General features: G+C 68.4%; 17 protein-coding genes and 1 rRNA gene. 8 read left to right on the top strand and 10 right to left on the bottom strand.

From position 1 onward, the window contains the following. Positions 1-202 (bottom strand): 16S ribosomal RNA (locus C265_RS30935); the annotation flags it as partial. Between the two features lie 561 nt (positions 203-763). Here C265_RS30935 and C265_RS30930 point away from each other — a divergent pair. Continuing rightward, positions 764-1,153 (top strand): OsmC family protein, encoded by a 390-nt coding sequence (locus C265_RS30930; RefSeq protein WP_010813534.1) that lies wholly within the window; start codon positions 764-766, stop codon positions 1,151-1,153. 430 nt (positions 1,154-1,583) lie between these two features. Beyond that, complete coding sequence (locus C265_RS30925; protein WP_010813533.1) at positions 1,584-2,405, top strand: hypothetical protein; 822 nt, start codon at positions 1,584-1,586, stop codon at positions 2,403-2,405. Between the two features lie 182 nt (positions 2,406-2,587). On the opposite strand, the gene C265_RS30920 is transcribed toward C265_RS30925, so the two are convergent. The 8 genes from C265_RS30920 to C265_RS30885 form a co-directional block, all read right to left on the bottom strand. Next, on the bottom strand, positions 2,588-3,349 hold the full coding sequence (locus C265_RS30920; protein ID WP_010813532.1) for a lipoate--protein ligase family protein: 762 nt from the start codon (positions 3,347-3,349) through the stop codon (positions 2,588-2,590). A 46-nt stretch (positions 3,350-3,395) separates the two neighbouring features. Further along, positions 3,396-3,737: a carboxymuconolactone decarboxylase family protein gene (locus tag C265_RS30915; RefSeq protein ID WP_010813531.1), complete on the bottom strand. Its 342-nt coding sequence runs from the start codon at positions 3,735-3,737 to the stop codon at positions 3,396-3,398. A gap of 79 nt (positions 3,738-3,816) precedes the next feature. Continuing rightward, a complete protein-coding gene (locus tag C265_RS30910; RefSeq protein WP_010813530.1) occupies positions 3,817-4,941 on the bottom strand; it encodes an acetoin dehydrogenase dihydrolipoyllysine-residue acetyltransferase subunit in 1,125 nt (374 codons plus the stop codon). Further along, the gene (locus C265_RS30905) at positions 4,941-5,957 is read right to left on the bottom strand and encodes an alpha-ketoacid dehydrogenase subunit beta (RefSeq protein WP_010813529.1); all 1,017 of its coding nucleotides are present in this window, start codon (positions 5,955-5,957) and stop codon (positions 4,941-4,943) included. Before C265_RS30905 ends, C265_RS30910 begins: the two co-directional genes overlap by 1 nt. Positions 5,958-5,993: 36 nt before the next feature. After that, positions 5,994-6,995, bottom strand: a complete 1,002-nt coding sequence (locus C265_RS30900) for a thiamine pyrophosphate-dependent dehydrogenase E1 component subunit alpha (protein WP_010813528.1) — start codon at positions 6,993-6,995, stop codon at positions 5,994-5,996. 71 nt (positions 6,996-7,066) lie between these two features. After that, positions 7,067-8,146 carry an ATP-NAD kinase family protein gene (locus tag C265_RS30895; RefSeq protein ID WP_010813527.1) on the bottom strand — a complete coding sequence of 360 codons (1,080 nt, stop codon included), beginning with the start codon at positions 8,144-8,146 and terminating at the stop codon, positions 7,067-7,069. 236 nt (positions 8,147-8,382) lie between these two features. Then, positions 8,383-10,389 (bottom strand): sigma-54-dependent Fis family transcriptional regulator, encoded by a 2,007-nt coding sequence (locus C265_RS30890; RefSeq protein ID WP_010813526.1) that lies wholly within the window; start codon positions 10,387-10,389, stop codon positions 8,383-8,385. Positions 10,390-10,605: 216 nt separating this feature from the next. Then, positions 10,606-11,646 carry an LLM class flavin-dependent oxidoreductase gene (locus tag C265_RS30885; protein ID WP_010813525.1) on the bottom strand — a complete coding sequence of 347 codons (1,041 nt, stop codon included), beginning with the start codon at positions 11,644-11,646 and terminating at the stop codon, positions 10,606-10,608. Positions 11,647-11,837: 191 nt separating this feature from the next. Between C265_RS30885 and C265_RS30880 the strand changes: the two genes are divergently transcribed. Further along, the gene (locus C265_RS30880) at positions 11,838-12,593 is read left to right on the top strand and encodes an IclR family transcriptional regulator (protein WP_037025844.1); all 756 of its coding nucleotides are present in this window, start codon (positions 11,838-11,840) and stop codon (positions 12,591-12,593) included. A gap of 12 nt (positions 12,594-12,605) precedes the next feature. On the opposite strand, the gene C265_RS30875 is transcribed toward C265_RS30880, so the two are convergent. After that, entirely contained in the window at positions 12,606-15,383 is a 2,778-nt protein-coding gene (locus C265_RS30875) for a hypothetical protein (protein WP_010813523.1), read from the bottom strand. A 203-nt stretch (positions 15,384-15,586) separates the two neighbouring features. Here C265_RS30875 and C265_RS30870 point away from each other — a divergent pair, with 203 nt between their 5' ends. The 5 genes from C265_RS30870 to C265_RS30850 all read left to right on the top strand — a co-directional run. Continuing rightward, positions 15,587-16,300, top strand: a complete 714-nt coding sequence (locus C265_RS30870; protein ID WP_010813522.1) for an IclR family transcriptional regulator — start codon at positions 15,587-15,589, stop codon at positions 16,298-16,300. 63 nt (positions 16,301-16,363) lie between these two features. Continuing rightward, on the top strand, positions 16,364-17,971 hold the full coding sequence (locus tag C265_RS30865) for an OPT/YSL family transporter (RefSeq protein WP_037025827.1): 1,608 nt from the start codon (positions 16,364-16,366) through the stop codon (positions 17,969-17,971). 67 nt (positions 17,972-18,038) lie between these two features. Continuing rightward, entirely contained in the window at positions 18,039-19,232 is a 1,194-nt protein-coding gene (locus C265_RS30860; protein WP_010813520.1) for an aminotransferase class V-fold PLP-dependent enzyme, read from the top strand. A 44-nt stretch (positions 19,233-19,276) separates the two neighbouring features. After that, entirely contained in the window at positions 19,277-20,032 is a 756-nt protein-coding gene (gene pepE / locus C265_RS30855) for a dipeptidase PepE (RefSeq protein WP_010813519.1), read from the top strand. A 134-nt stretch (positions 20,033-20,166) separates the two neighbouring features. Then, positions 20,167-21,274, top strand: a 1,108-nt coding sequence (locus tag C265_RS30850; protein WP_010813518.1) for a porin, incomplete at its 3' end; no start/stop codon positions are given.

Below are 21,274 nucleotides of genomic sequence, written 5' to 3'. Positions count from 1 at the left end.
CGGTCCCCCGCTTTCACCCTCAGGTCGTATGCGGTATTAGCTAATCTTTCGACTAGTTATCCCCCACTACAGGGCACGTTCCGATGTATTACTCACCCGTTCGCCACTCGCCACCAGGCCGAAGCCCGTGCTGCCGTTCGACTTGCATGTGTAAGGCATGCCGCCAGCGTTCAATCTGAGCCAGGATCAAACTCTTCAGTTCAATCTCTGTGTGGACCCGAAGGTCCTCGCTCTTTCGAGCGGTCGCTCACTCTCAGAAAACTGACTGACCAGATCCGAAGACCCAGTCACGTTTTGCTGTGCGAGCACTGTATAACTTGTGAAGCAACACTGTCCGAAGACAGCGGCGTCCGCTACCCAGCGCCCACACTTATCGGTTGTTTGATTGTTAAAGAACTTCGCCGCCGGCTTTGCCGTTCAGCGCCGCTGCGTTGTCTGCAGCAGAGAAACGAGATTATGCAGAGCTTTCTTCGTTTCGTCAACCGTTTCAGCATCTTTTTTCGCTGCGGCCAGCGCTGCAAACTTCGCTGCGCCAACCCTTCCGGTCGACCCCGCAACCCTTGCTGCGTCTGCTTTGCAGCGCTGCGTTGTGTTGCGAGGGGGCGAATATTAAGTGACCGCAGCGGGGTTGGCAAGGGGTATTTCGAAAAAAAGCCAACCCACCTGAAAAAGGCACTCCAAGCCACTTCAGCTCTCGGCGGGCGCTACTTATAGAATGGCTGTTCCGGCCCACCGGGCCGCTCTTTATAGATGGGGACGTTTGATGACTATCCAAGCGACCTGGCAACCAAGCCAGGGCAACAGCATCTGCCACCTGACCAACGGGACTGCCGAGTGGCAAGCCGACCTGGATGCATCCGCCGGCGGCGACACCCAATACCCGAACCCGCATGACCTGCTGGATTCGGCCCTGGCCGCCTGCACCACGCTGACTTTGCAGCTGTACGCCAAACGCAAGGGCTACGCCATCACCGAAGTCCATGTATCGGTCGGTCATGAAGAGGCCAACGGGACCTACACCATGAACCGGGAGGTCAAGGTCAGCGGCGAGCTCACGCCCCAGATCCTGGATGACCTGCTCCGCGTGGCGAATCGCTGCCCGGTGCACAAGACCTTGTCGGGACAGTTTTCCATCCAGACGTCGATTGCCTGACCCACCCTGGCAAGATCACGCTGCTATTGTCACCTCAAATGATAATCGTTATCATTTGCTGACTCAGGCTGTGACACGTCCTGAGTCAGCAAATGGGTTCACCGGACACGGACGTGTCCGGTCTTTTCTTTCCGGCGACCTACCGTCGCGGCGGCCCCGTTCCGGCCGATTCCCTCCTGCCCGATGTCATCGTCCTGACGCACGTGGTGCGATACCGTACCTGGCGTGGACCAGGCGCGTGCCCCACCCGTTCGAGGGGCATCCTGCCCCGGTGTGTTGGCTGGCCCACCAAGGTTTCGTCGCTTTCCGGGCAAACCGGCGCCGTACGCTTTATCTGCCATGCACCGCAGGCTTACCATGAACGGAAAGCAGAACAAGTAGAAGGCGCCAACAGAAAGCGCCGATACATCGAAGCGAGCGGGGGGATTCCTTGACCAACTTCATCGAAGCGTATTGCGCGCAGGTTCGGCTTGCGGGCGCAGTCGGCGTGATCGCCAAACCGGTTGTGGTGGCACAGGACGGCACCTACGCCATGCACTACGTGCCCTGCGAATACCTGAACCCCCAGGCACCCCTGGTGCTGGTCAGCACCACGCCCGGCCACGCCCATGTGCGGCTGGCCGCCGCCGTCACCGAAGAACTGATGCGCGCCCATGCACCCGGCCGCGTGATCCAGCGCGAGAACAAGCGGCGCGTCGAACTGGGCGGCAAGCTGGTGCGGCCCAACCTGATCCGCATGCTCGACCACTTCCGGGTGCCCGAACTGGTTGGCCTGCCGCACGCCGCGGCATTGTGGAACGATGGGTTCGAGCGCCTGCAACCGCTTGCCTTGCTGCCGCATGCCACCACGCGGCGCGGTCTGGCGTTCGACGGACCGCTGGAAGAACTGCTGGAGACCCCGATGCTGCGCGAGGTATTCGAAGCGCGGTTCCTGGGCGCCGTGCGCCAGATGCGCACGGATGCGCTGTACATCGCGCTGGGCCGTACCGCCTGGGCAGGGCTGCGGCATGCAGTCAGCCGCCGGCTGCTGGCAAAGCACCAACTGCTGGGGATGATGCCAGTGCCAGCGCGCGCCGGCAGCATGGTGCGCTACTTCCTGCGCGAGATCGCCGCCAGCGACCTGTCGGCCAAGGATCCGGTGCGCCATCGCGTGGCCTGGCTCGATGCCGCCCATGCCGAGCTGGAAGCCAGCGTGCGCAAGCTGCGCGCTGCCATCCGGCCGGACCCGCACTCTGCCTACCTGATCGCGTAAGCGATCACTCGCCTCCATGACGGTGCTCGACAGACCCCACCGAAGTGGGGTCTCGGCGATCCATGCTGTGCCGATAACGTCTCCTGAGGCATCTGACACGCCTCGCATTCCCGATTTTTAGCGGCCCCGCGTGGGCCGCGATTTTTTTGGGGATCGCCAAATGGCGTCGCCCGGTCAAGCAGCTACGCCGGTGGCGGCGTCTGCCCCACGCTTCGCCGCAGCGCATCCGATACCTGCGCCATCAGCGCGGCGTCGTCATCGACCGCGCGGCCGCTGGCCAACAATGCCTCGCGCACACTGACGACCTTGCCCGCGTCATAGTGCCGGCCGCTGTCGATGGCCGCTTCGAACGCATTGGCGCGCGCGTTGATCTGCACGGGGCCGGCGCTGACCAGCAGCACCGCATGGGCCAGCACCAGGTGGCGCTGCCCGTCGGCCGTTTGCATGGCCGCGGGTGCGCGCCGCCAGTACTGCGCCGTGCCGGCGATCTTGCGCGCGGCTTCGGGCGGGCCCCAGGCCAGGTTGTAGCGGCCGTCGCAGAAGGAACCGGCCACCGCCTGCCAGTGCGTGTCGACGCCCAGCGATTGCAGCGCGTCGCCGATGACCTCGCACAAGTGCAGGTAGACCGCGTCGCTGCGCGCGCCCGGCGGCTGTTCCACTGTGTAGGCCAGGCTCAGGTTGAGGATGCCGGGGCCCTGCGGCACCAGCCCGCCGCCGGACATGCGCAGGAATACCGGACATCCCTGCTGCGCGAAGTCGGCGCGCGCGGTTTCCAGCGCGGCATGGCGCAGGTAGGTGCGCGGCACCACCAGCGACAGCGGCGCCTCCCACAGCTGCGCCACCTGCCGGCCTTGTGCCGCGAGGTCGAGCAAGGCCAGCTCATCCTGCAGCGGGTCGCTGCCCGCCTGCCCGGCATGGGCCGCATCAAGAAATTCAAACGGCATGGGATGGCACCAACCTCCGGATAGCAACGTGCCGAGTCTAGCAACACTAGGCATTGAGCGCATCGAAGTACGCCAGCGCCTTCGACGCGTACATGGCGCCGGGTCCGCCACCCATCTCGATATTGATGGCCAGCACTTCGGCGAGCTGCTCGCGCGTGGCGCGATGGCGCAGCGCCTGGCTGGTGTGGAACAGCACGCAGTCGTCGCAGCCCTTCTGCACCGCCAGCGCGACGGCAATCAGTTCCTTGACGGCGGCGGGCAGGCTGCCGTCCTGCGTGGCGGCCTTCATCACGCCCTGGAAGGCGCTCATGGCGGCGGGCTGGGCCTGGCCGAGCGCACCGAATTGCCTGTTGATCTCGGTCAGGCGGGTCTTCAGGTCTGTGGTCATGAGGTCTCCTGTCTTGAATTGGAACAAGGCGAGCTGGCCGAGCGGATGGCGCCCTGGGCGGCGCCATCCGCGCGCGGCATCAGCCGCCCAGATGCTTCTTCAGCAGCGCGTTGAAGTCATTGGCCTTCTCCATCTGGCTCATGTGGCCAGCATCGGCAAAGACCTTGACGGTTGCTCCCGGCGGCGCGGCTTCAGCGTGCGCGGCCGGGATGATCTGGTCCTGACCGCCCCACACCACCAGCACGCGCTTGCCGCTGTTGGCCAGCCGCTGGCCAGGCTGCTCGCTCTGGCGGCCGCCGCCGAAGAGTCCCTGCCCCAGCGCCGTCAGCGCCTCGGTGACGCCGTCCAGCCGCTTGTAGCGCAGCAGGTCGTCCAGCATCTGACGGCTGACCAGCCCCGCGTCGGCGAACAGCAGTTCGACCACGGGCTTGAGCTCGCGCCGGGACTGGGCACTGACGAAGCCTTCGGTATAGCCGCTGTTGACGGCGTCGCCAAAGCCCACCGGCGACACCAGCGCCACCGACAGCACCCGCTGCGGTGCATCCACGGCCAGTTGCGCCGCCACGCCGCCGCCCATCGAATGGCCGACCACATGCGCCGCCTCGATCCCGGTCTCGTCCATGAAGCGCGCTACAAAGCCGGCCATCTGCGCCAGCGTCGTGCCCGCGAGCCGCGGCGACGACTGTCCGTGGCCGGGCAGGTCGAGCGCCACCACGGTGTACGCGTCGGCCAGGGGATCGAGGTTGAACAGCCAGTTGTCCAGGTCTCCGCCAAATCCGTGGATGAAGAGCACGGTTTCGGCGCCGCCACCCTTGCGGGCATAGCGGACCCGGATGCCGTCGACGTCGGCAAACTGGTACGCGGCAGCGGCGTCCTCTTCGCCAGCGTCGTCCGCCGGCGTTTCATAAGCCGCGACATAGTCATCGATTTGCGCATCGCTCACCTCCGCAGGTGCCAGCACGCCCAGCAGCGCCTTCACCGGCAGCACGTCGCCGGCCTGCGCCACCTTGCGGCGCAGCGTGCCGGCGTCGGGCGCCTCCACCGCATTGGCGATCTTATCGGTTTCCACATCCAGGATCGGCAGGCCCACGGTAATCTCGGTGCCTTCGTCGACCAGCCACGCATTGACCGTGCCTTCCTTCATCGACAGGCCCCACTTGGGCATCACGATCGGGATAATCGTGGGGGAAATTTCGGTTGCCATCAGTGCTTGCCTCCCTTCATGGTCTTGCGCGCGGCGGCCGCGATCTGCGCGGCGCTGGGGATGTACAGGTCCTCCAGCGTCGGCGAGAACGGCACCGGCGTGTGCGGCGGGCACACCATCTCGATGCCGGCCTTGAGCGCGCCGAAGGCTTGCTGCGCAACCTGCGCGGAGATATCGGTGGCGATATTGCAGCGCGGGCTGGCCTCGTCCACCACCACCAGGCGGCCGGTGTTCTCGACCGACTCCAGCACCGTGTCCATATCCAGTGGCGAGAGCGTGCGCAGGTCCACGATCTCGGCCTCGATGCCCTCCTTGGCCAGCGTTGCCGCCGCTTCGAGCGCGCGATGCACCATCAACCCGTAGGTGACGATCGACACGTCCTTGCCGTCGCGCACGATATTGGCCTCGCCGAACGGGATCGCGTAGGCGCCTTCGGGCACCTCGCCTTCCAGGCCGTACAGGTTCTTGTGCTCGCAGAAGATCACCGGGTCGTTGTCGCGGATCGCCTGGATCAGCAGGCCCTTGGTGTCGTACGGCGTGGACGGGCACACCACCTTCAGGCCGGGGATATGCGTGAACAGCGGCGTCAGCATCTGGCTGTGCTGCGCGGCTGCGCGAAAGCCCGCGCCGACCATCGCGCGGATCACCACCGGCGTCTCCGCCTTGCCGCCGAACATGTAGCGGAACTTGGCCGCCTGGTTGAAGATCTGGTCGAAGCAAACGCCCATGAAATCGATAAACATCAGCTCGGCGATCGGGCGCATGCCGCAGGCCGCGGCGCCGATGGCGGCGCCCACGTAAGCGGATTCAGACAGCGGCGTGTCCAGCAGCCGGTCGCCGTGCTTGGCGTAAAGGCCCTTGGTCACGCCCAGCACGCCGCCCCAGGCGTCCTTCTCGCCGTCCGCGCCGGCGCCGCCGACGATATCTTCGCCCAGCATGATGACGCTGGGGTCGCGGGTCATTTCCTGGTCGATCGCCTCGTTGATCGCCAGCTTGATGCTCAGTTTGCGAGCCATGGTTTGTCTCCTGATATTGGGTTAGCGCGTGGCGGATCAGTAGCTGACGTAGACGTCGGTGAGCAGGTCTTCGGGACCCGGCTGCGGCGCGGCCTTGGCTTCCTGCACGGCATGCTCGATCAGCGCGGCGACCTCGCGGTCGATGGTGTCGAGTTCTTCGCGAGCGACCACTCCCGCCTGGGTCACGGCGCGGCCAAACAGCTTCAGGCAATCCTTGTTGGCGCGGATGTCGTCGAGTTCGCCGGCGGCGCGGTAGGTCTGCGCATCGCCCTCGAAGTGGCCATAGAAGCGGACCATCTTGCATTCGAGCAGCGACGGCCCGCCGCCTTCGCGCGCGCGCCGGATCACTTCGCCGGCCGCTTCATGGACGGCGAAGAAATCGGTGCCGTCCACCGTCAAGCCCGGGATGCCGAAGCCGGCGGCGCGGTCCACGTAGCTGTCCACCGCGGTGCCGTAATCGCGCGAGGTCGATTCGGCATAGCCGTTGTTCTCGATCACGAAGATCACCGGCAGGTTCCAGACCGCGGCCAGGTTCAGGCTTTCCAGGAAAGTGCCCTGGTTGGAGGCGCCGTCGCCGCAGAAGGTGATGCCGACCTCGCCCTTGCCGCGGAACTTGGCAGCCAGCGCGGCGCCGCAGATCAGCGGCGCGCCTGCGCCCAGGATGCCGTTGGCGCCCATCATGCCCTTGGACAGGTCGGCGATATGCATCGAGCCACCCTTGCCATTGCACGAGCCGCCCTTCTTGCCGTAGATCTCCTTCATCATCGCCACCGGATCGACGCCCTTGGCAATGCAATGGCCGTGGCCGCGGTGTGTGCTGGCGATGCGGTCGCCATCGTTCAGGTGGTGCAGAATGCCGACGCCCGCGGCTTCCTCGCCCGCGTATAGATGGACGAAGCCCGGGATGTCGCCGCGCCCGAAGTCCACGTGCAGGCGTTCTTCGAAATCGCGGATGGTGCGCATCTTCCGGTACACCGTCAGCAACGTCTCCTTGTCGAGCGGCAGCGCGGCGGAATCTTGAGAAGCTCTGGCTGTCATGTCTGTCTCCTTCGTTTTCAGGTGTTGCACTTCAAGAAAGGGGAAAAGCGGGCGGACGCGGTGCCCGCGCGTCATCCCACCGCGGCGGGCTGCGGCAGGCTGCGCATCAGGTGGTGGCGCGCGGCATGGCGCATGCAGGCCGCGACGTCGATGCTGCGAAAGGCGTGGTCATGCAGGGTGACCGTGACTTCGTCGTCCGGGCCGAAGGCCAGCTCGCGCTCTCCGTCCAGCGCGACAATGCCGCTGCGCTGGCGCACGCGATGGGGCCGGCCGTGTTCGAGCCGCTGCCAGCCGGCCACCGGCACGGTGCACATCAGGCCGGGTGCGATCGGCGCGCACAGGTCGAATTCGCCTTCGCCGGGCGCGGCCAGTTCGATCGCGAGGCCGCCCTCCTCACGCCGGCCCACCGGCTCCAGCAGCCCGGCGATGGATGACAGGCCGATGGCCTCGGGGTCGGCAAAGGACACGTAGACGGCGGCAAGCGTGTCGGTCTTCCACAGGGCGCGCGCGCCGATGAAGTGCTCGTGCGAGATCACCGCATCCACCAGCGCAATATCGCGGCGAAAGCCGCCGTTGCCGTCACGGATGACGATGTCGAGCCGCTTGTTCGACGCCAGCGCCTGCGCAGGAGGAATGCGGCCCGTGGCATAGAGGCCGGTTGCCAGCCCGATGATGGTGGGCTCGCGCATTTCGGGGTAGGCATTGTTGGTGCCGGTCGACAGGCCCGCGATCGGCACCGCGCCGCACTCGCGCACCACCGCGCGGTGGGTGCCGTCGCCGCCCAGCACGATGATCGCGGCCACGCCCGCATCGGCCATGCAGCGCGCGGCGCGCAGGGTGTCGTCGACGCGCGCGGTGACCGGCATGTCGAGGTAGTCGACCGCGGGCAGGCCCGAGTCCGGCCCCTGCCGGCGTGCCAGGTGCCGCGCCAGCATGACGCGCAGGCCTTCGCGGTCGGGCATCATCAGCACGCGCTCCACGCCGCAGGAGGCCAGCGCGGCCAGCAGGCGCAGCACGATATTGACGCGGTCGGCCAGCTGCAGGCTGTTGGCGTTGGCGATCACACGACGGATGTCGCGCGCGGAAATCGGGTTGGCGATGATGCCGACCACTGGCGCGATCTGCGCGCTGGCGCCTGCTGCGTGCCCCATTGCCTGTCTCCTGTTGTCGTTGTCTTGCCAGGCGTATTTGCAATGGCTGTGCCAGTGCGCGCAGGCAGTGAAAACAGCGGAAACAGGGGTATCAGCGGGTCGGATCCGAGGGATTACCCCGAGACGGCAGGGCAAAAACAACGCTGCGCTGTGACAGGTGTCACAGCGCAGGTGTACAGGGGATGGACAACCGTATCGCAAGGACGGCGCGCGTGCGCCCCGTGCTGCCTGCCGGCTTATGCGTCGGTGGGCTCCGGGCCGCCGTCGCGCCGGTTGGGCGACTGGATGCCGTAGCGCTCCATGCGCCGGTACAGCGTCATGCGGCTGACGCCGATCTGCCGCGCCACGGCGCTCAGGTTCCAGCCGGACGCGCGCAGGTATTGCATCAGCAGCATGCCTTCCGGCGGCAACTGGTGCGGGTCGAACGGTGCGGCAGCGGGTGACTGGGCGGGCCCTGGCTGCGGCAGGGCGGCGGACGGTGCGGGTCCCGCCAGGCTGTCAGGCAGGTCCGGCACATCGATATAGCCGTCGGCGCAGACCGCGCGCGCGTACTCCAGCACGTTGCGCAGTTCGCGCAGGTTGCCAGGCCAGCGGTGGCGGTGCAGCCGCTCGCGTGCCGCGGGCGACAGCGTGATCTCGCCGCCCTCTGCGCTCCCTTCCTGCAGCAGCTTGCGGACCAGCCAGTCCAGGTCGGTACGCGCACGCAGCGGCGGCAGCGTAAAGCGCGCGCCGTTGAGGCGGTAGTACAGGTCCTCGCGGAAGCGCCCGTCGGCCACCAGTTGCTCCAGGCTGTGGTGCGTGGCGGAAATGACCCGCAGCCGCACCGGCACCGGCCGCGCGGCGCCAACAGGCAGCACTTCGCCCTCGGCCAGCACGCGCAGCAGCCGCGACTGCAGCTCGCGCGGCATGTCGCCGATCTCGTCCAGGAACAGCGTGCCGCCGTCGGCCTCCTGGATCAGGCCGCGCTTGCCGCGCGGGCCTGCGCCGGAGAAGCTGTTGGGCAGGTGCCCGAACAATTCGCTTTCAATCAGTGTTTCAGGGATCGCCGCGCAGTTCACCGCTACGAACGGCCCGCCGCGGCGCGCGCTGGCAAGATGCAGCGCCTTGGCCAGGAACTCCTTGCCGCTGCCGGTCTCGCCGTGGATCAGCAGGTTGATCGGCGAATCGACCAGGCGCGCCGCGCGCTGCAACTGCAGCTGCAGCGCGGCATCGCCGCCGGTCAGCGCCGCCAGGGCATCCGGCATCGCCACCTGCGTTTCGGCGGGCGGCGCCTGCCAGCGCAGCGCGGGCGGCAGCACGCTCAGGTACAGCAGGCCGCCGCTGCGGGTCAGCGCCACCAGGCGCTGCTCGCTCGGGCGCGAATAGACATAGTGGCCCAGGTCCTCCAGGCGCGCGTCGAACAGCGTCTCGAACCGCTGGCCCAGCACGGTGGCGCCCGGTGCGCCACCCAGCTCGCCTTCCAGCATCAGCCTGGCGCGGTGGTTATGGCCGACGATGCGGCCCGCCTCGTCCAGCGCCAGCAGATATTCGGGATTGACGTCGACGAACTCCGGCGCCACGTTCAGCTTCAGGATCCAGTCGCGGCGGTGCGCGCGCAGGAAGTTGGCGTTCTCGATATGCGCGGCGTAGATGCGCACCATCTGCAGCGCCAGCCCCTGGCTGTCCTTGGCCTGCGGCGAGGTCAGCGCGGAGATGTCGAGGATGGCGTGCAGGTTGCCGTGCGTGTCGAACAGCGGCGCGGCGGTGCAGGTCAGCGGGATATGGGTGGCGTCGAAATGGTCGGCCTGGTGCACCGTCAACGCCTGGCCCGTGGCCAGGGCGGTGCCGACCGCGCAAGTGCCGGCGCCGCTCTCGCTCCACTCGGCGCCCAGGTACAGGCCCGCGTGGCGCAGCGCGGCATCGCTGCGGGCCTCGCCGATATAGTCGACGGTCACGCCCTGCGCATCGGTCAGCAGCACCACATAGCCCAGGCCCGCCACTTGCCCATACAGGCTCTGCAGGCCGTGGCGCGCGATGCGCGCGAAGTCGTCGATGCGTTCCTGGTGTTCGCGCAGGCGCGGCTGCGGCAGGATGCGCGCCTCCTGCATGCGCGACGGATCCAGGCCGTACTGGTGCACGCAGCGGCGCCATGAGTTCTGGATGATGGCGTCGTGCGCGATCCGGTCCGCAAGCACGGCCGGCGGGGCAAGGTATGTGGTGGCCTGGACCACCGTCTCGATGTGCTCGCGTTGCCGCAGGTCCATCGCTGTCTCCTGTCGTCGCTGCCGTCGGCCCCATGTTTCGGATGGGGCGGTGGATCGTGCGAACTGTCGGGCGCGTGCTGCGGGAGCCGCGCCTCTCTCGGTCTCGGGCCTTCTAATGTATCCGAGCGGATCGGCCGGGCGCAAACAGGATTCGCGGCGCGCCGGCGGGCACACGCCGCAAGTGCGGCGCACGCCATACCGGAGCATCGCAGGCGCTCAGAGCGCTGATGAGGTCTTCAGGCTGCGCGCCGCATCGGCAGCGATGGCGAACGAGCGCAGGCGTGCCTGGTGGTCATGGATCTGCCCGGTCAGCATCAGCTCATCCGGGCGCAGGTCATCGACAAAGCGCTGCATGCCGGCACGCACGGCGTCGGGATCGCCCACTACCGAGCACGCCAGCGAGCGGCGGATATGATCGGCCTCGCTCTCGGTCCACAGCGCTTCGATATCGTCCACCGGCGCGCGCAGCTGCCCCGGAGTGCCGCGCACCAGCGCCAGGAACTGCTGCTGCAGCGAGCTGAACAGGCGGCGCGCCTGGTCGCCGGTCTCGGCCGCGAACACGTTCAGGCCCAGCATCACATAGGGCCGGTCCAGCGCTTCGGAGGGCCGGAAGGTGCGCCGGTACAGGTCCACCGCCTGGCGCATGAAGCCCGGCGCAAAGTGCGAGGCAAAGGCGAACGGCAGGCCCATCGCCGCCGCCAGCTGCGCGCTGAACAGGCTCGAACCCAGCAGCCAGATGGGCACCTTGAGCCCGGCGCCGGGCACCGCGCGCAGGCGCTGGCCGGGGCGCACGTCGTCGAAATAGGCCTGCAGTTCTTCCACGTCCTGCGGGAAGGTATCGGCGCTGTCGGCCGACAGGTGGCGGCGCAAGGCGCGCGCGGTGGCCTGGTCGGTGCCGGGCGCGCGGCCCAGGCCCAGGTCGATGCGGCCCGGGTAGAGCGAGGCCAGCGTGCCGAACTGCTCGGCGATCACCAGCGGCGAATGGTTGGGCAGCATCACGCCGCCCGAGCCCACGCGGATGGTCCTGGTGCCGTTGGCGACATAGCCGATCAGCACGGCGGTGGCGGCGCTGGCAATGCCGGGCATGTTGTGATGCTCGGCCAGCCAATAGCGGTGGTAGCCCAGCCGCTCGGCATGGCGGGCCAGGTCGAGCGAGTTGCGCATGGCCTGGCCGGCATCGCTGCCTTCAGGGATGGGGGCCAGGTCCAGCACGGACCAGGCCACGCCTGCGCCGTTGGGAATAGAGTCGTGATTCATGTGGTGGATGGCGGGCGGCCGATGCCGCACGCGGGCAATGCGTATGGCCCGCTATCTTAGAGACCATGGCGCGATCGTGCTGGCGGCCTGATCGCGGCCCTTCGGGCGGCGTGGGTATCACGGGGGCGCGGGAAGGATTGAGTCGCGCCGCGCTTGCCCGTACCATGCAGCCCGATGCCAAGGAACAAGCGATGACACTCAAGACACTGGACGGTGCGCTGGCCCTGCTGACGCACTTCACCGTGCGCCAGCCGACCTGGGGCGTGCGCGAGCTGGCCAAGCACAGCGGCGTGCACTACGCCGTGGTGCACCGCGTGCTGGCGACGTTTGCCGCCAATGGCTTCCTGGTGCAGGACGCGGCCACCGGCAAGTATTCGCTGGGACTGCGGTTGTTCGAGCTGGGACAGGTGGTGCGCAAGAGCTTCTCGCCCGACGAGATCGTGCGCCCGGTGCTGGAAAAGCTCGCCGCGCAAAGCGGCGAGACCGTGTTCCTGTCGTGGCTCGATGGCCATGAGGGCCTGTGCGTGGGACTGGTGCAGAGCCAGCACCAGCTGCGCTTTTCGATCGAGCTGGGCGAGCGCTTCCCGCTCTATGCGGGCGCGCATGCCAAGGCGATGCTGGCCTTCCAGGACGATGCCTTCCGCGATGAGGTCTACCGCCAGGGACTGGCGCGCATCGCCCCCCACACGACGCTGGACCGCGAGCGCATCGAGCAGCAGCTGGCCGAGGTGCGCGAGCGCGGCTGGGCCCATACGCGCGAGGAAGCCGCCGCCAGCGTGGCCGGCCTGGCGTTGCCGCTGTGGTCGCGCGACCGCAGCGCGGTGGTGGGCTCGGTCGCCATCGCCGGGCCGCAGCAGCGGCTGGACCAAGCCGCGGTACCGCGCCTGCTGGAGGCGCTGCGCGATGCCAGCGGCCGGCTGGAAGACGTCATCGGCTTCGTGCGCTGACGCGCTGTCTCTTCACACCAGCAGGGCCTTGCCCACGGCCCCGCCCAGCACGCGCTGGCCGATCGCATGGCCCAGCGCGCGATAGCTCTCCCATTGCGCCTCATCGAAGAACTGGTCGCCGGTGGCCTCCTGCGGAAACGCGGGATGGGTCGCGCCGTAGTGGCGCACGTCGGCCGGCGCCCATGACACCAGCCGCGGCTTGAGCAGCACGATGCGGCAGGTGCGTGCGCGTGGCGCCCCGCACTCCGGGCCGGTGCGAAAGACGTTGAGCAGCACCGCGCATTTGTCGCCGGTCGGCGCGCCCGGCAGGAAATCATCCGGCACGCCGAAGACACGGCTCAGCACCGGGTGCGTGGTGGCAGCCTCGGTATCGACCACGATCTCCAGCCCGTGGTCGATGCGCACCAGCCGGATCAGGTTGGCCAGGTCGCCGAAGCGGTAGTCGGGGTCGCCCCCGCAATCACACAGCACGATCAGCGAGACATCGCGGCCCGGGCGCAGCAGCTCGTACACGCCGGTGTTGTCGAAATGCCCGCCATCGGACAGGTACTGCCAGCCGCGCCGCGTGCCGTGGAAGCGCGCGCTCAGTTCGCAGCCCAGGTAGTACTGCGTGCGGAAAAGCGCGATGCCCGCGGCCAGCCATGGATGCGCGGCGCGTTCCGGATGGCGCCGCGCGCGGCCCCGGCGCCCGCCTTCGCGCGCGTGGCTGGCCGGATACGACGGCCACCATATGCCCAGACGCAGGTTCGCCAGGCCAAGCAGCATGGATGTGCCCAGCGTGGTCGCGCGCCCCAGCCTGGTGGAGACGGCCGCGCCCGAGATCGCCATCCAATCTCCCACCGTGCGCGATTCGGCCAGTTTGCCCGACGACGGCCATGAAACGTCGGGGCAGCAACCCCGGCCGTCGATGGTAAAGCGCGCGTAGGCGTCCGGCGGGATCGCCGCCGCCACGCCGGACAGCACCACGCAGGGGCCGGGCGCCAGGCACAGCGGCTTGCCCTTGCGGTCGCGCTGCACCAGTTGCTCGGCCGGGTCGACGGTGAGATTCAGCGTGACGTTGATCAGGTGCAGCGGCGCCAGCACGCGCGGATCGTAGTAGGTGTTCAGGCTGAGCTGGTCGCCGGGCACGGGCTCGGCCACGCTGAAGCGGGCGCGCTGGCTGCCGTCGCGGCCGGCACTCGGGTCGGGAGCCGCGAAGCGCTCCCCGTTGGATGCGCCCAGGAACGCGCGCGTGAGCCGCGCCGCGTAGAACGGCTGCAGCGTCGACAGGTTCAGGAAGCCGGAGAAGCGCCCCGCCACCAGCGCCAGCACCAGGCTCACCACAGTGAACGTGGCCAGCGCCGGGCCGGTATAGGCGTTGCCGAACACCAGCCAGTCGACCGGCTCGCGCCCGTCCCAGCGCACCCACAGCACCAGCCACGACCACAGCACGAACAGCAGCAGGGCCAGCACCGCCGCCACCGCGCCCGCCAGCAGCGATACCGGCAGCCGGGCACACAGCGCGCGCCATGGCGTGTCGGTGCTGCCCTGGCGGCCGGCGTCGCGCCAGCGCGAACCGTAGCGCACCAGCCAGACCAGCACGCCCAGCACGGTTGCGGGCAGCGCCGCGCCCCACTGGTGGTGGGCCTGGTGGGCAAACAGGTAAGCGGTGCGTGCGATGGTGTCGGCAATGCCCAGCGCCGCCAGCCACAGGGTCAGCGTCAGCGCGCCACGCAGTGCGCGCGTGGCGCGCACGCGGTAGGCGGCCACGGTGCGCGGCTCGCCCTGCAGCAGCGCCAGGCACCACAGCACACCCAGCAGCATCAGCACGCCCAGCGCGGCAAAGAGCTTGCCGATGACCAGCCCCGGACCGAGCCATTCCGACCAGCGCGCCGCGGCCAGCAGCATCAGGCCCAGCAGCGTGGCGAGCAGCGGCGCGGGGCTCAGGAAGCGGGCCGTCGCCTGCGGATCGTTGGCGCGCGGGTAGATCAGCCAGTAGGCCAGCCCGGGCGGCACCGCGCCAGCCAGCGCGGTGGCCAGCGGCAGCCACAGCAGCGTGCTCCACCAGATCGCGCATTCGCCCTGGTTGAAGGCCTGGCGCGCGTCGTGCAGCAGGTCCATCTCATAGCGCCCCAATCCGTAGGAAACCCCCACCGCGATGTGTTGCCCGAGCGCCAGCACAGCCAGCAGCACCAGCAGCGCGCTGCCGATCACGAAATGCATGGCCAGCCAGTTGCGCACCACCAGCGCGGCGGCATAGAGGTTGTCGCCGGCACCGGTGGGCGACAGGTAGCGGCCGTTCTCGCGCAGCCATGCGACCGCGCCGCGGCCGGGGTCCGCGGCATAGGACACCGAGGTATGGATGCGCCCCGGCGGCTCGCATTGCAGCGTGTGATAGGCGTCGGTGGCGGCCTGGACCGGGCCCGCGCCCCGACGCAGGCGGCCGGGCACGAACAGGCTGACGAAGAAGGCGCCGAGGTAGCCGCCGCCGCTGACGGTGGAGAGGTAGTCGAACTGCGCCAGCAGCGAGGCCAGGCCCGGCACGGTCTGCGCCGCGGCGGCGGCCGCCGGCGTCGCGGCTTCCGGCGCGGGGGCCGGCGCTGCCGCCTTGGCGGGCATCGCGGTGCCCGCCATCGCCTGCATCACGCCCAGGCAGAAGGTGGCGCTGCGGATGCCGCCGCCGGACAGCGCCAGGGCCCAGTTGCGCTGGCCATCGCCGGCGCGCGGCGCAATGCCGAGCTGGCGGCGGCGCTGGGCGATGCGGGTGGCCTCGTCGCCGGATCCGCCGGTTCCGTGGTGTTCCGCGGCCATGCGCGTCCTCCCGGTAACAGTCGGTCTGCGCCAAGTATAGGCGGCGGCGCTCCGCCGTTGCCGCCGCCGTCATTCGCCCGGCGCGGCCAGCCGGCCCCGCGTTAACCCTGATTGTTGAGAGCCGGGCCCAAGCCTAGCATTTCTCTGTATCAGAGACGTTGTCTCTTATATAGAGACACAAACAGTCGACGCAACCACCCGCCATGCTCAAGACCCTGGACGGCGCCCTGGCGCTGTTGACCCACTTCACCGCCCGCCAGCCCAGCTGGGGCGTGCGCGAACTGGCGCGCTACAGCGGCATGCACCACGCCGTGGTGCACCGCGCGCTGGCGACCTTTGCCGCCAACGGCTTCCTGGTGCAGGACGCGCTTGGCCGCTACGGCCTGGGGTTGCGCTGGTTCGAGCTGGGACAAGTGATGCGCAAGACGTTTTCGCCGGCCGAGGTGGTGCAACCGGCGCTGGAAGCGCTGGCGCGCGAATGCGGCGAGACCGTGTTCCTGTCGTGGCTGGACGGTGGCGAGGGCTTGTGCACGGATATCGCCCAGAGCCAGCACCAGCTGCGCTTTTCGATCGAAGTGGGCCAGCGCTTCTCGCTGGACGCGGGCGCGCACGCCAAGGCCATCCTGGCATTCCAGCCGGAAGCGTTCCGGCGCCAGGTAACGGGCGACGCGCCCGAGCCGGAAGCACGGCTGGCGCAGATCCGCGCCGACGGCTGGGCCTACACCTGCGAGGAATCCGCCGCCACGGTGGCTGGGCTGGCGCTGCCGCTGCGCCACCGCGACACCCGGGCAGTGGTGGGATCGCTGGCCATCGCCGGCCCGCTGCAGCGCCTGACGCCTGAGGCTGTGCCGCGCTTGCTGGAGGCGCTGCGCACCGCGCGCAACACCATCGGCCCGGTGGCGGGTTTCATGCGCTGAGCGCGCGCAAGGCATCACACACAACAGACAAAACCAGACAACACTACGGGGAGCAGTGGACAAATGACCATGCCAACACAACTGAACGCGCCGATGGCGGCGCAGCCTGCAACACGGACACGCTTCATGGAGCCCTTGCTGCTGCTGGTCTCCGTGGGGCTGTCGGTGTTCGGCGCCATGATCGGCATGCAGCTGATCGTGTCGCTGGGGATCTCGGCCAACACCTCGATCATCGGCGCGCTGATCGCGATCGTGTTCTCGCGCATCCCGCTGGAGATCACGCGGCGCTTCCGCGTGCTGGAGCGGCAGAACCTGGTGCAGACGGCAATCTCGTCGGCCACCTTCGGCGCCGCCAACTCGCTGATGATCCCGATCGGCGTGCCATACGCGATGGGCATGCCGGAACTGGCCACGCCGATGCTGATCGGCGCGGTGATCGCCATGTTCGTTGACGGCGCCATGCTGTACTTCCTCTTCGGCAGCAGGATCTTTCCCGCCACCGGCACCTGGCCGGCCGGCATCGCCACGGCCGAGGCCATCTGGGCTGGCGACCGCGGCGGGCGCAAGGCCGCGTTCCTGGGGCTGGGCATTGCCGTGGGCGTGGGCGGCGCCTGGCTGGGCGTGCCGATGTCCGCGTTCGGCGCGGCCTTCCTGGGCAACCTGGCGGCACTGACCATGTTCGGCATTGGCCTGCTGGTGCGCGGCTATTCGGTGGCGCTGACCGGCATCGACATCGCCAAGGCCTATATCCCGCACGGGCTGATGATCGGCGCGGGCATCGTCGCGCTGTTCCAGGTCGCCAATGAGATCCGCCGCGCGCGCCATGCCCCGGCCGCTGACGCGCGCACCATCGAAGTTCCGGCCTCGCGCGCCAGCCGCATCCTGTCGGGCGGCTTCGTGATCTACCTGGCGATTGCGCTGCTGATCTCGGTGCTGGCCGGCCATGTCTCGGACATGTCGCTGGGCATGCTGGTGGTGTTCGTGCTCTATGCCGCCTTTGCCGCCTATGTGCATGAGCTGATCGTCGGCATCGCGGCGATGCATTCGGGCTGGTTCCCGGCCTTCGCGGTAGCGCTGATCACGCTGACCATCGGCATCCTGATCGGCTTCCCGCCGACGGCGCTGGCGGTGCTGGTGGGTTTCTCCGCCGCCACCGGCCCGGCCTTTGCCGACATGGGCTACGACCTCAAGACCGGCTACCTGCTGCGCGGCGAAGGCCGCGACATGGAGGCCGAGCTGGCCGGGCGCAAGCAGCAGTTCCTGGCCGCGATGATCGGCTTTGCCGTGGCCGCGATGGTAGTGCTGGTGTTCCACGGCACCTTCTTCGCGCAGAACATGATCCCGCCGGTGGACCGCGTCTACGCGGCCTCGATCAAGGCGGGCTCGTCGGCGGAGATTGCCCGCAACCTGGTGATCTGGGCCATCCCCGGCGCGCTGCTGCAGCTGATCGGCGGCTCCAGGCGCCAGCTTGGCATCCTGCTCTCCACCGGCATGCTGATTGCCTCGCCGCTGGCCGGCTGGGCCGTGCTGGCAGGCCTCGCGATCCGCTTCGTGCTGCAGCGCCTGCGCGGCGACAAGCACGTGGCCGAGATGAGCGCCTTCGCCGGCGGCGTGATTGCCGGCGACGCCCTGTTCAGCTTCTTCGGCTCCGTCACCAAGCTGCGCAAGTAAGTGCGCAACTGAGTCTTACCTCGGGGCGCGGTCGCCGCGTCCCGCCTGTCATTACCCGAGACGTTCCATGGATATCCAAGCCATCCAGGCGATCCGCGCCGACACCCCGCTGACGGCCTCCACCATCTATCTCGACACCGCCGCGGCCTCGTTGCCGCCCGACGCGGTGCTCGATACCGTGCGCAGCTACCTGCTCGATACCGGCCACGTCGGCATCTACCTGCCGGCCTTCCGCAAAGAGACCTATGCGCGCGTGGAAGCGGTGCGCGGCAAGCTGGCCGGACTGCTCAACTGCGCCGCCGACGAAGTCGCCTTCACCAAGAACGCCACCGAGAGCATCTCGATCGTCGCGCGCGGCATCGCCTGGAAGGCCGGTGACGAAGTGCTGGTGGCTGACACCGAGATGCTGAGCAACCTGCTGCCCTGGCGCCGGCTGGAGCAATCGCACGGCATCGTCGTGAAGATGGTCGCGGCCAATGCCGAAGGACTGCTGTCGCCCGCGGCGTTCGAGGCCGCCGTGACCTCGCGCACGCGCCTGCTCACCTTCTCGCACCTGCCCAATTCGACGGGTGCGGTGCAGCCGGCCGCGCAGATCTGCGCGCTGGCGCGCCGCCATGGCGTGCTGTCGCTGGTCAATGCGGCACAGAGCGTGGGCATGTTGCGCTCGGACGTGGCCGAGCTGGACTGCGATTTCCTGGCAGGCTGCGGCCGCAAGGCGCTGCGCGCGACCGAGGGCTCGGGCTTCCTGTATGTGCGCCGCGCGCTGATCGAGCAGGTCGAGCCCGCGCTGGTGGGCTGGTGGAACGGCGCCTATGACCGTGCCACGGGCGCGCTGTCCCTTGTCGCTGGCGCCAGGCGCTTCGAGGCAGGCTGCCCGATCGTGCCGGCGATCCTCGGCATGGGCACCGCCATCGATTACGCCGCCGCCATCGGCATCGACGCCATCGAAGCGCGTGTGCGCGACCTGACCGAGTACGCGGTGGCGAAGTTCTCGTCGACCCCCGGCTTCGAGCTGTACGGCCCGGCCGACGTGGCCAACCGCATAGGCATCGTGCCGTTCAATGTGCGCGGCGTGGACCCGGCGCGCATCGTCGCCGCGCTGGAAACGCAGCAATGCATCATCGAGGCCGGCAACTTCATGGCCGACGCCATCCTGGCGCGCTATGGCGTGTCCACCATGGCGCGCGTCTCGCTGCACTACTTCAACACGCATGAAGAGATCGACCGCGTCGCCGCGCTGATCCGCGCCGCGATCGCCTGATCGCGCATTGAACTTCACCAGACTCTCCTGACGGAAACCAAGACATGACCCAACGCATCCTCCTGATGAGCAGCTCGCGCAAGGACAACCTCGGCTACCTCGAGCACGCCGGCGAGCAGATCCACACGCTGCTCAGGCGCGAGCCGCGCAAGGTGCTGTTCGTGCCGTTCGCCGGCGTGACCTTCAGCTTCGACACCTATGAAGGCATGGTCAAGCCGGTGTTCGAGACGCTGGGCTACGCGCTCGAATCGATCCACCACAGCGCCGATCCGCTGCGCGCCGTGGAGCAGGCCGAGGCCATCGCGGTGGGCGGCGGCAACACCTTTGCGCTGCTCAAGCGCATGTACGACGCCGGCATCGTCGACGCAATCCGCGCCAGGGTGCGCGCGGGCACGCCATACGTGGGCTGGAGCGCCGGCAGCAACGTCGCCTGCCCGACCATCCGCACCACCAACGACATGCCCATCGTGCAGCCGCCGTCGCTGCGCGCGCTGGGGCTGGTGCCGTTCCAGATCAACCCGCACTTCATCAGCGGCAAGCCCGCCGGCCACAACGGCGAAAGCCGCGAAGAGCGCCTGGCCGAGTTCCTGCACATCAACGCGCCGGAGCAGGTGTTTGCGCTGCCGGAGGGTTCGGCGCTGTTCTCGGACGGCACCCGCGGCACCGTGCTGGGCGAGCGCCATGCGCTGTGGTTTCCGGCCGAAGGCAAGGTCGAAACGATTCGCGAGGGCGAGATCTTCCCGCTGTCGCAGATCACCGGTCCGGCCGGGATGCAGGACTGGCCGGGATTTGCTGCCTGAGCCGGCGGCACTGCCCTGAGCCGCTGACGCACTGACCCGGGCCGGTCCCGGGCACAACAAAGAGAAAACCGCCCCGCGGGCCGCGCAGTGCCGCCCGCGCGGGCTCCCTTTTGCCTTTTGGAGGAGAAAACAACATGAGCCACACTATTCGCCACGCCGCCCGCCTGGCACTGCCGTTGCTGCTGGGCCTGCCGGCCGCCGCGATGGCGCGGTCCGGGGTGACGCTGTACGGAGTGATCGACACCGCGCTGACCTACCAGACCCATTCGAACCCGGCGGGCGATGCCCAGATCGGGCTGCAGCAGGGCGGCGAAGGCTTCCTGTCGGGCAGCCGCTTCGGCCTGAAGGGCACCGAGGACCTGGGCGGCGGCGTGAAAGCCGGCTTCGTGCTGGAAAACGGCTTCCTGGCCGACACCGGCAGGCTGGACCAGCAGGGCCAGCTGTTCGGGCGCCAGGCCTACGTGAAGATCGGCAACCAGTGGGGCGATCTGGCACTGGGCCGGCAGTACACCACGGCCAACACCATGCTGTACTACGTCGATCCGCTCGGCGTGGGCGCGGCGCCGTCGAACTCCTGGATGGTTTACCTGACCGGCCAGCGCTATGACAATGCCGTCAGCTATACCGGCAACTTCGGCCCGGTGTCCGTCATCGCCGAATACGCGCTGGGCGAAACCCCTGGCAACAGCAAGGCGACCTCGTCGATGTCGCTGGGCCTGAAGTACGCCGCCGGCCCGATCACCGCCATCGGCGACTTCCAGCAGACCCGCGACAGCCAGAGCCGCGCCGCGCGCATCTACATGGCCGGCCTGAAGGCCGCGGTCGGACGCGCCAACCTGTTTGCCAACTACATCTACAGCGACCGCGACGCCGCCTTCGATTCATCGAAGGGCGGCACCGACACGGCCACCATCACCAGCATGTCGACCGCCGCCACGGCCACCAACCGCGCCGCCATCAACTCGGTCTTCGGCAGCAGCCGGCGCGACGACTTCTTCACGCTGGGCGCCAACTACGCCGTCACGGGCAACGTCACGCTGACCGCCAGCATGATGCACAACCGCACCCGCGCCGACAACTTCAGCGGCAACCGCACCACGGCATACGGCGTGGCCGGCTATGCGTTCAGCAAGCGCACCGATGCCTACCTGGCGGTGGCCTATGACTGGGTGCGCGGCGGCTGGTCGGGCCTGTTCGGCAACAACACCACCAACTGGACCGGCGGCAGCGGCAAGCCGCTGG

Origin of the sequence: Cupriavidus sp. GA3-3 (assembly GCF_000389805.1) — a bacterium.
GTDB classification, from domain to species: Bacteria; Pseudomonadota; Gammaproteobacteria; order Burkholderiales; family Burkholderiaceae; genus Cupriavidus; species Cupriavidus necator_D.
This window is presented reverse-complemented; position numbering and strand designations above follow the sequence as displayed.

Coding starts and splice junctions, on each gene's coding strand:
- C265_RS30860 (WP_010813520.1), top strand. CDS start 18,039: ATGGATATCCAAGCCATCCAGGCGATCCGCGCCGACACCCCGCTGACG.
- C265_RS30900 (WP_010813528.1), bottom strand. CDS start 6,995: ATGACAGCCAGAGCTTCTCAAGATTCCGCCGCGCTGCCGCTCGACAAG.
- C265_RS30890 (WP_010813526.1), bottom strand. CDS start 10,389: ATGGACCTGCGGCAACGCGAGCACATCGAGACGGTGGTCCAGGCCACC.
- C265_RS30895 (WP_010813527.1), bottom strand. CDS start 8,146: ATGGGGCACGCAGCAGGCGCCAGCGCGCAGATCGCGCCAGTGGTCGGC.
- C265_RS30905 (WP_010813529.1), bottom strand. CDS start 5,957: ATGGCTCGCAAACTGAGCATCAAGCTGGCGATCAACGAGGCGATCGAC.
- C265_RS30930 (WP_010813534.1), top strand. CDS start 764: ATGACTATCCAAGCGACCTGGCAACCAAGCCAGGGCAACAGCATCTGC.
- C265_RS30910 (WP_010813530.1), bottom strand. CDS start 4,941: ATGGCAACCGAAATTTCCCCCACGATTATCCCGATCGTGATGCCCAAG.
- C265_RS30880 (WP_037025844.1), top strand. CDS start 11,838: ATGACACTCAAGACACTGGACGGTGCGCTGGCCCTGCTGACGCACTTC.
- pepE (WP_010813519.1), top strand. CDS start 19,277: ATGACCCAACGCATCCTCCTGATGAGCAGCTCGCGCAAGGACAACCTC.
- C265_RS30865 (WP_037025827.1), top strand. CDS start 16,364: ATGACCATGCCAACACAACTGAACGCGCCGATGGCGGCGCAGCCTGCA.
- C265_RS30875 (WP_010813523.1), bottom strand. CDS start 15,383: ATGGCCGCGGAACACCACGGAACCGGCGGATCCGGCGACGAGGCCACC.
- C265_RS30885 (WP_010813525.1), bottom strand. CDS start 11,646: ATGAATCACGACTCTATTCCCAACGGCGCAGGCGTGGCCTGGTCCGTG.
- C265_RS30920 (WP_010813532.1), bottom strand. CDS start 3,349: ATGCCGTTTGAATTTCTTGATGCGGCCCATGCCGGGCAGGCGGGCAGC.
- C265_RS30870 (WP_010813522.1), top strand. CDS start 15,587: ATGCTCAAGACCCTGGACGGCGCCCTGGCGCTGTTGACCCACTTCACC.
- C265_RS30915 (WP_010813531.1), bottom strand. CDS start 3,737: ATGACCACAGACCTGAAGACCCGCCTGACCGAGATCAACAGGCAATTC.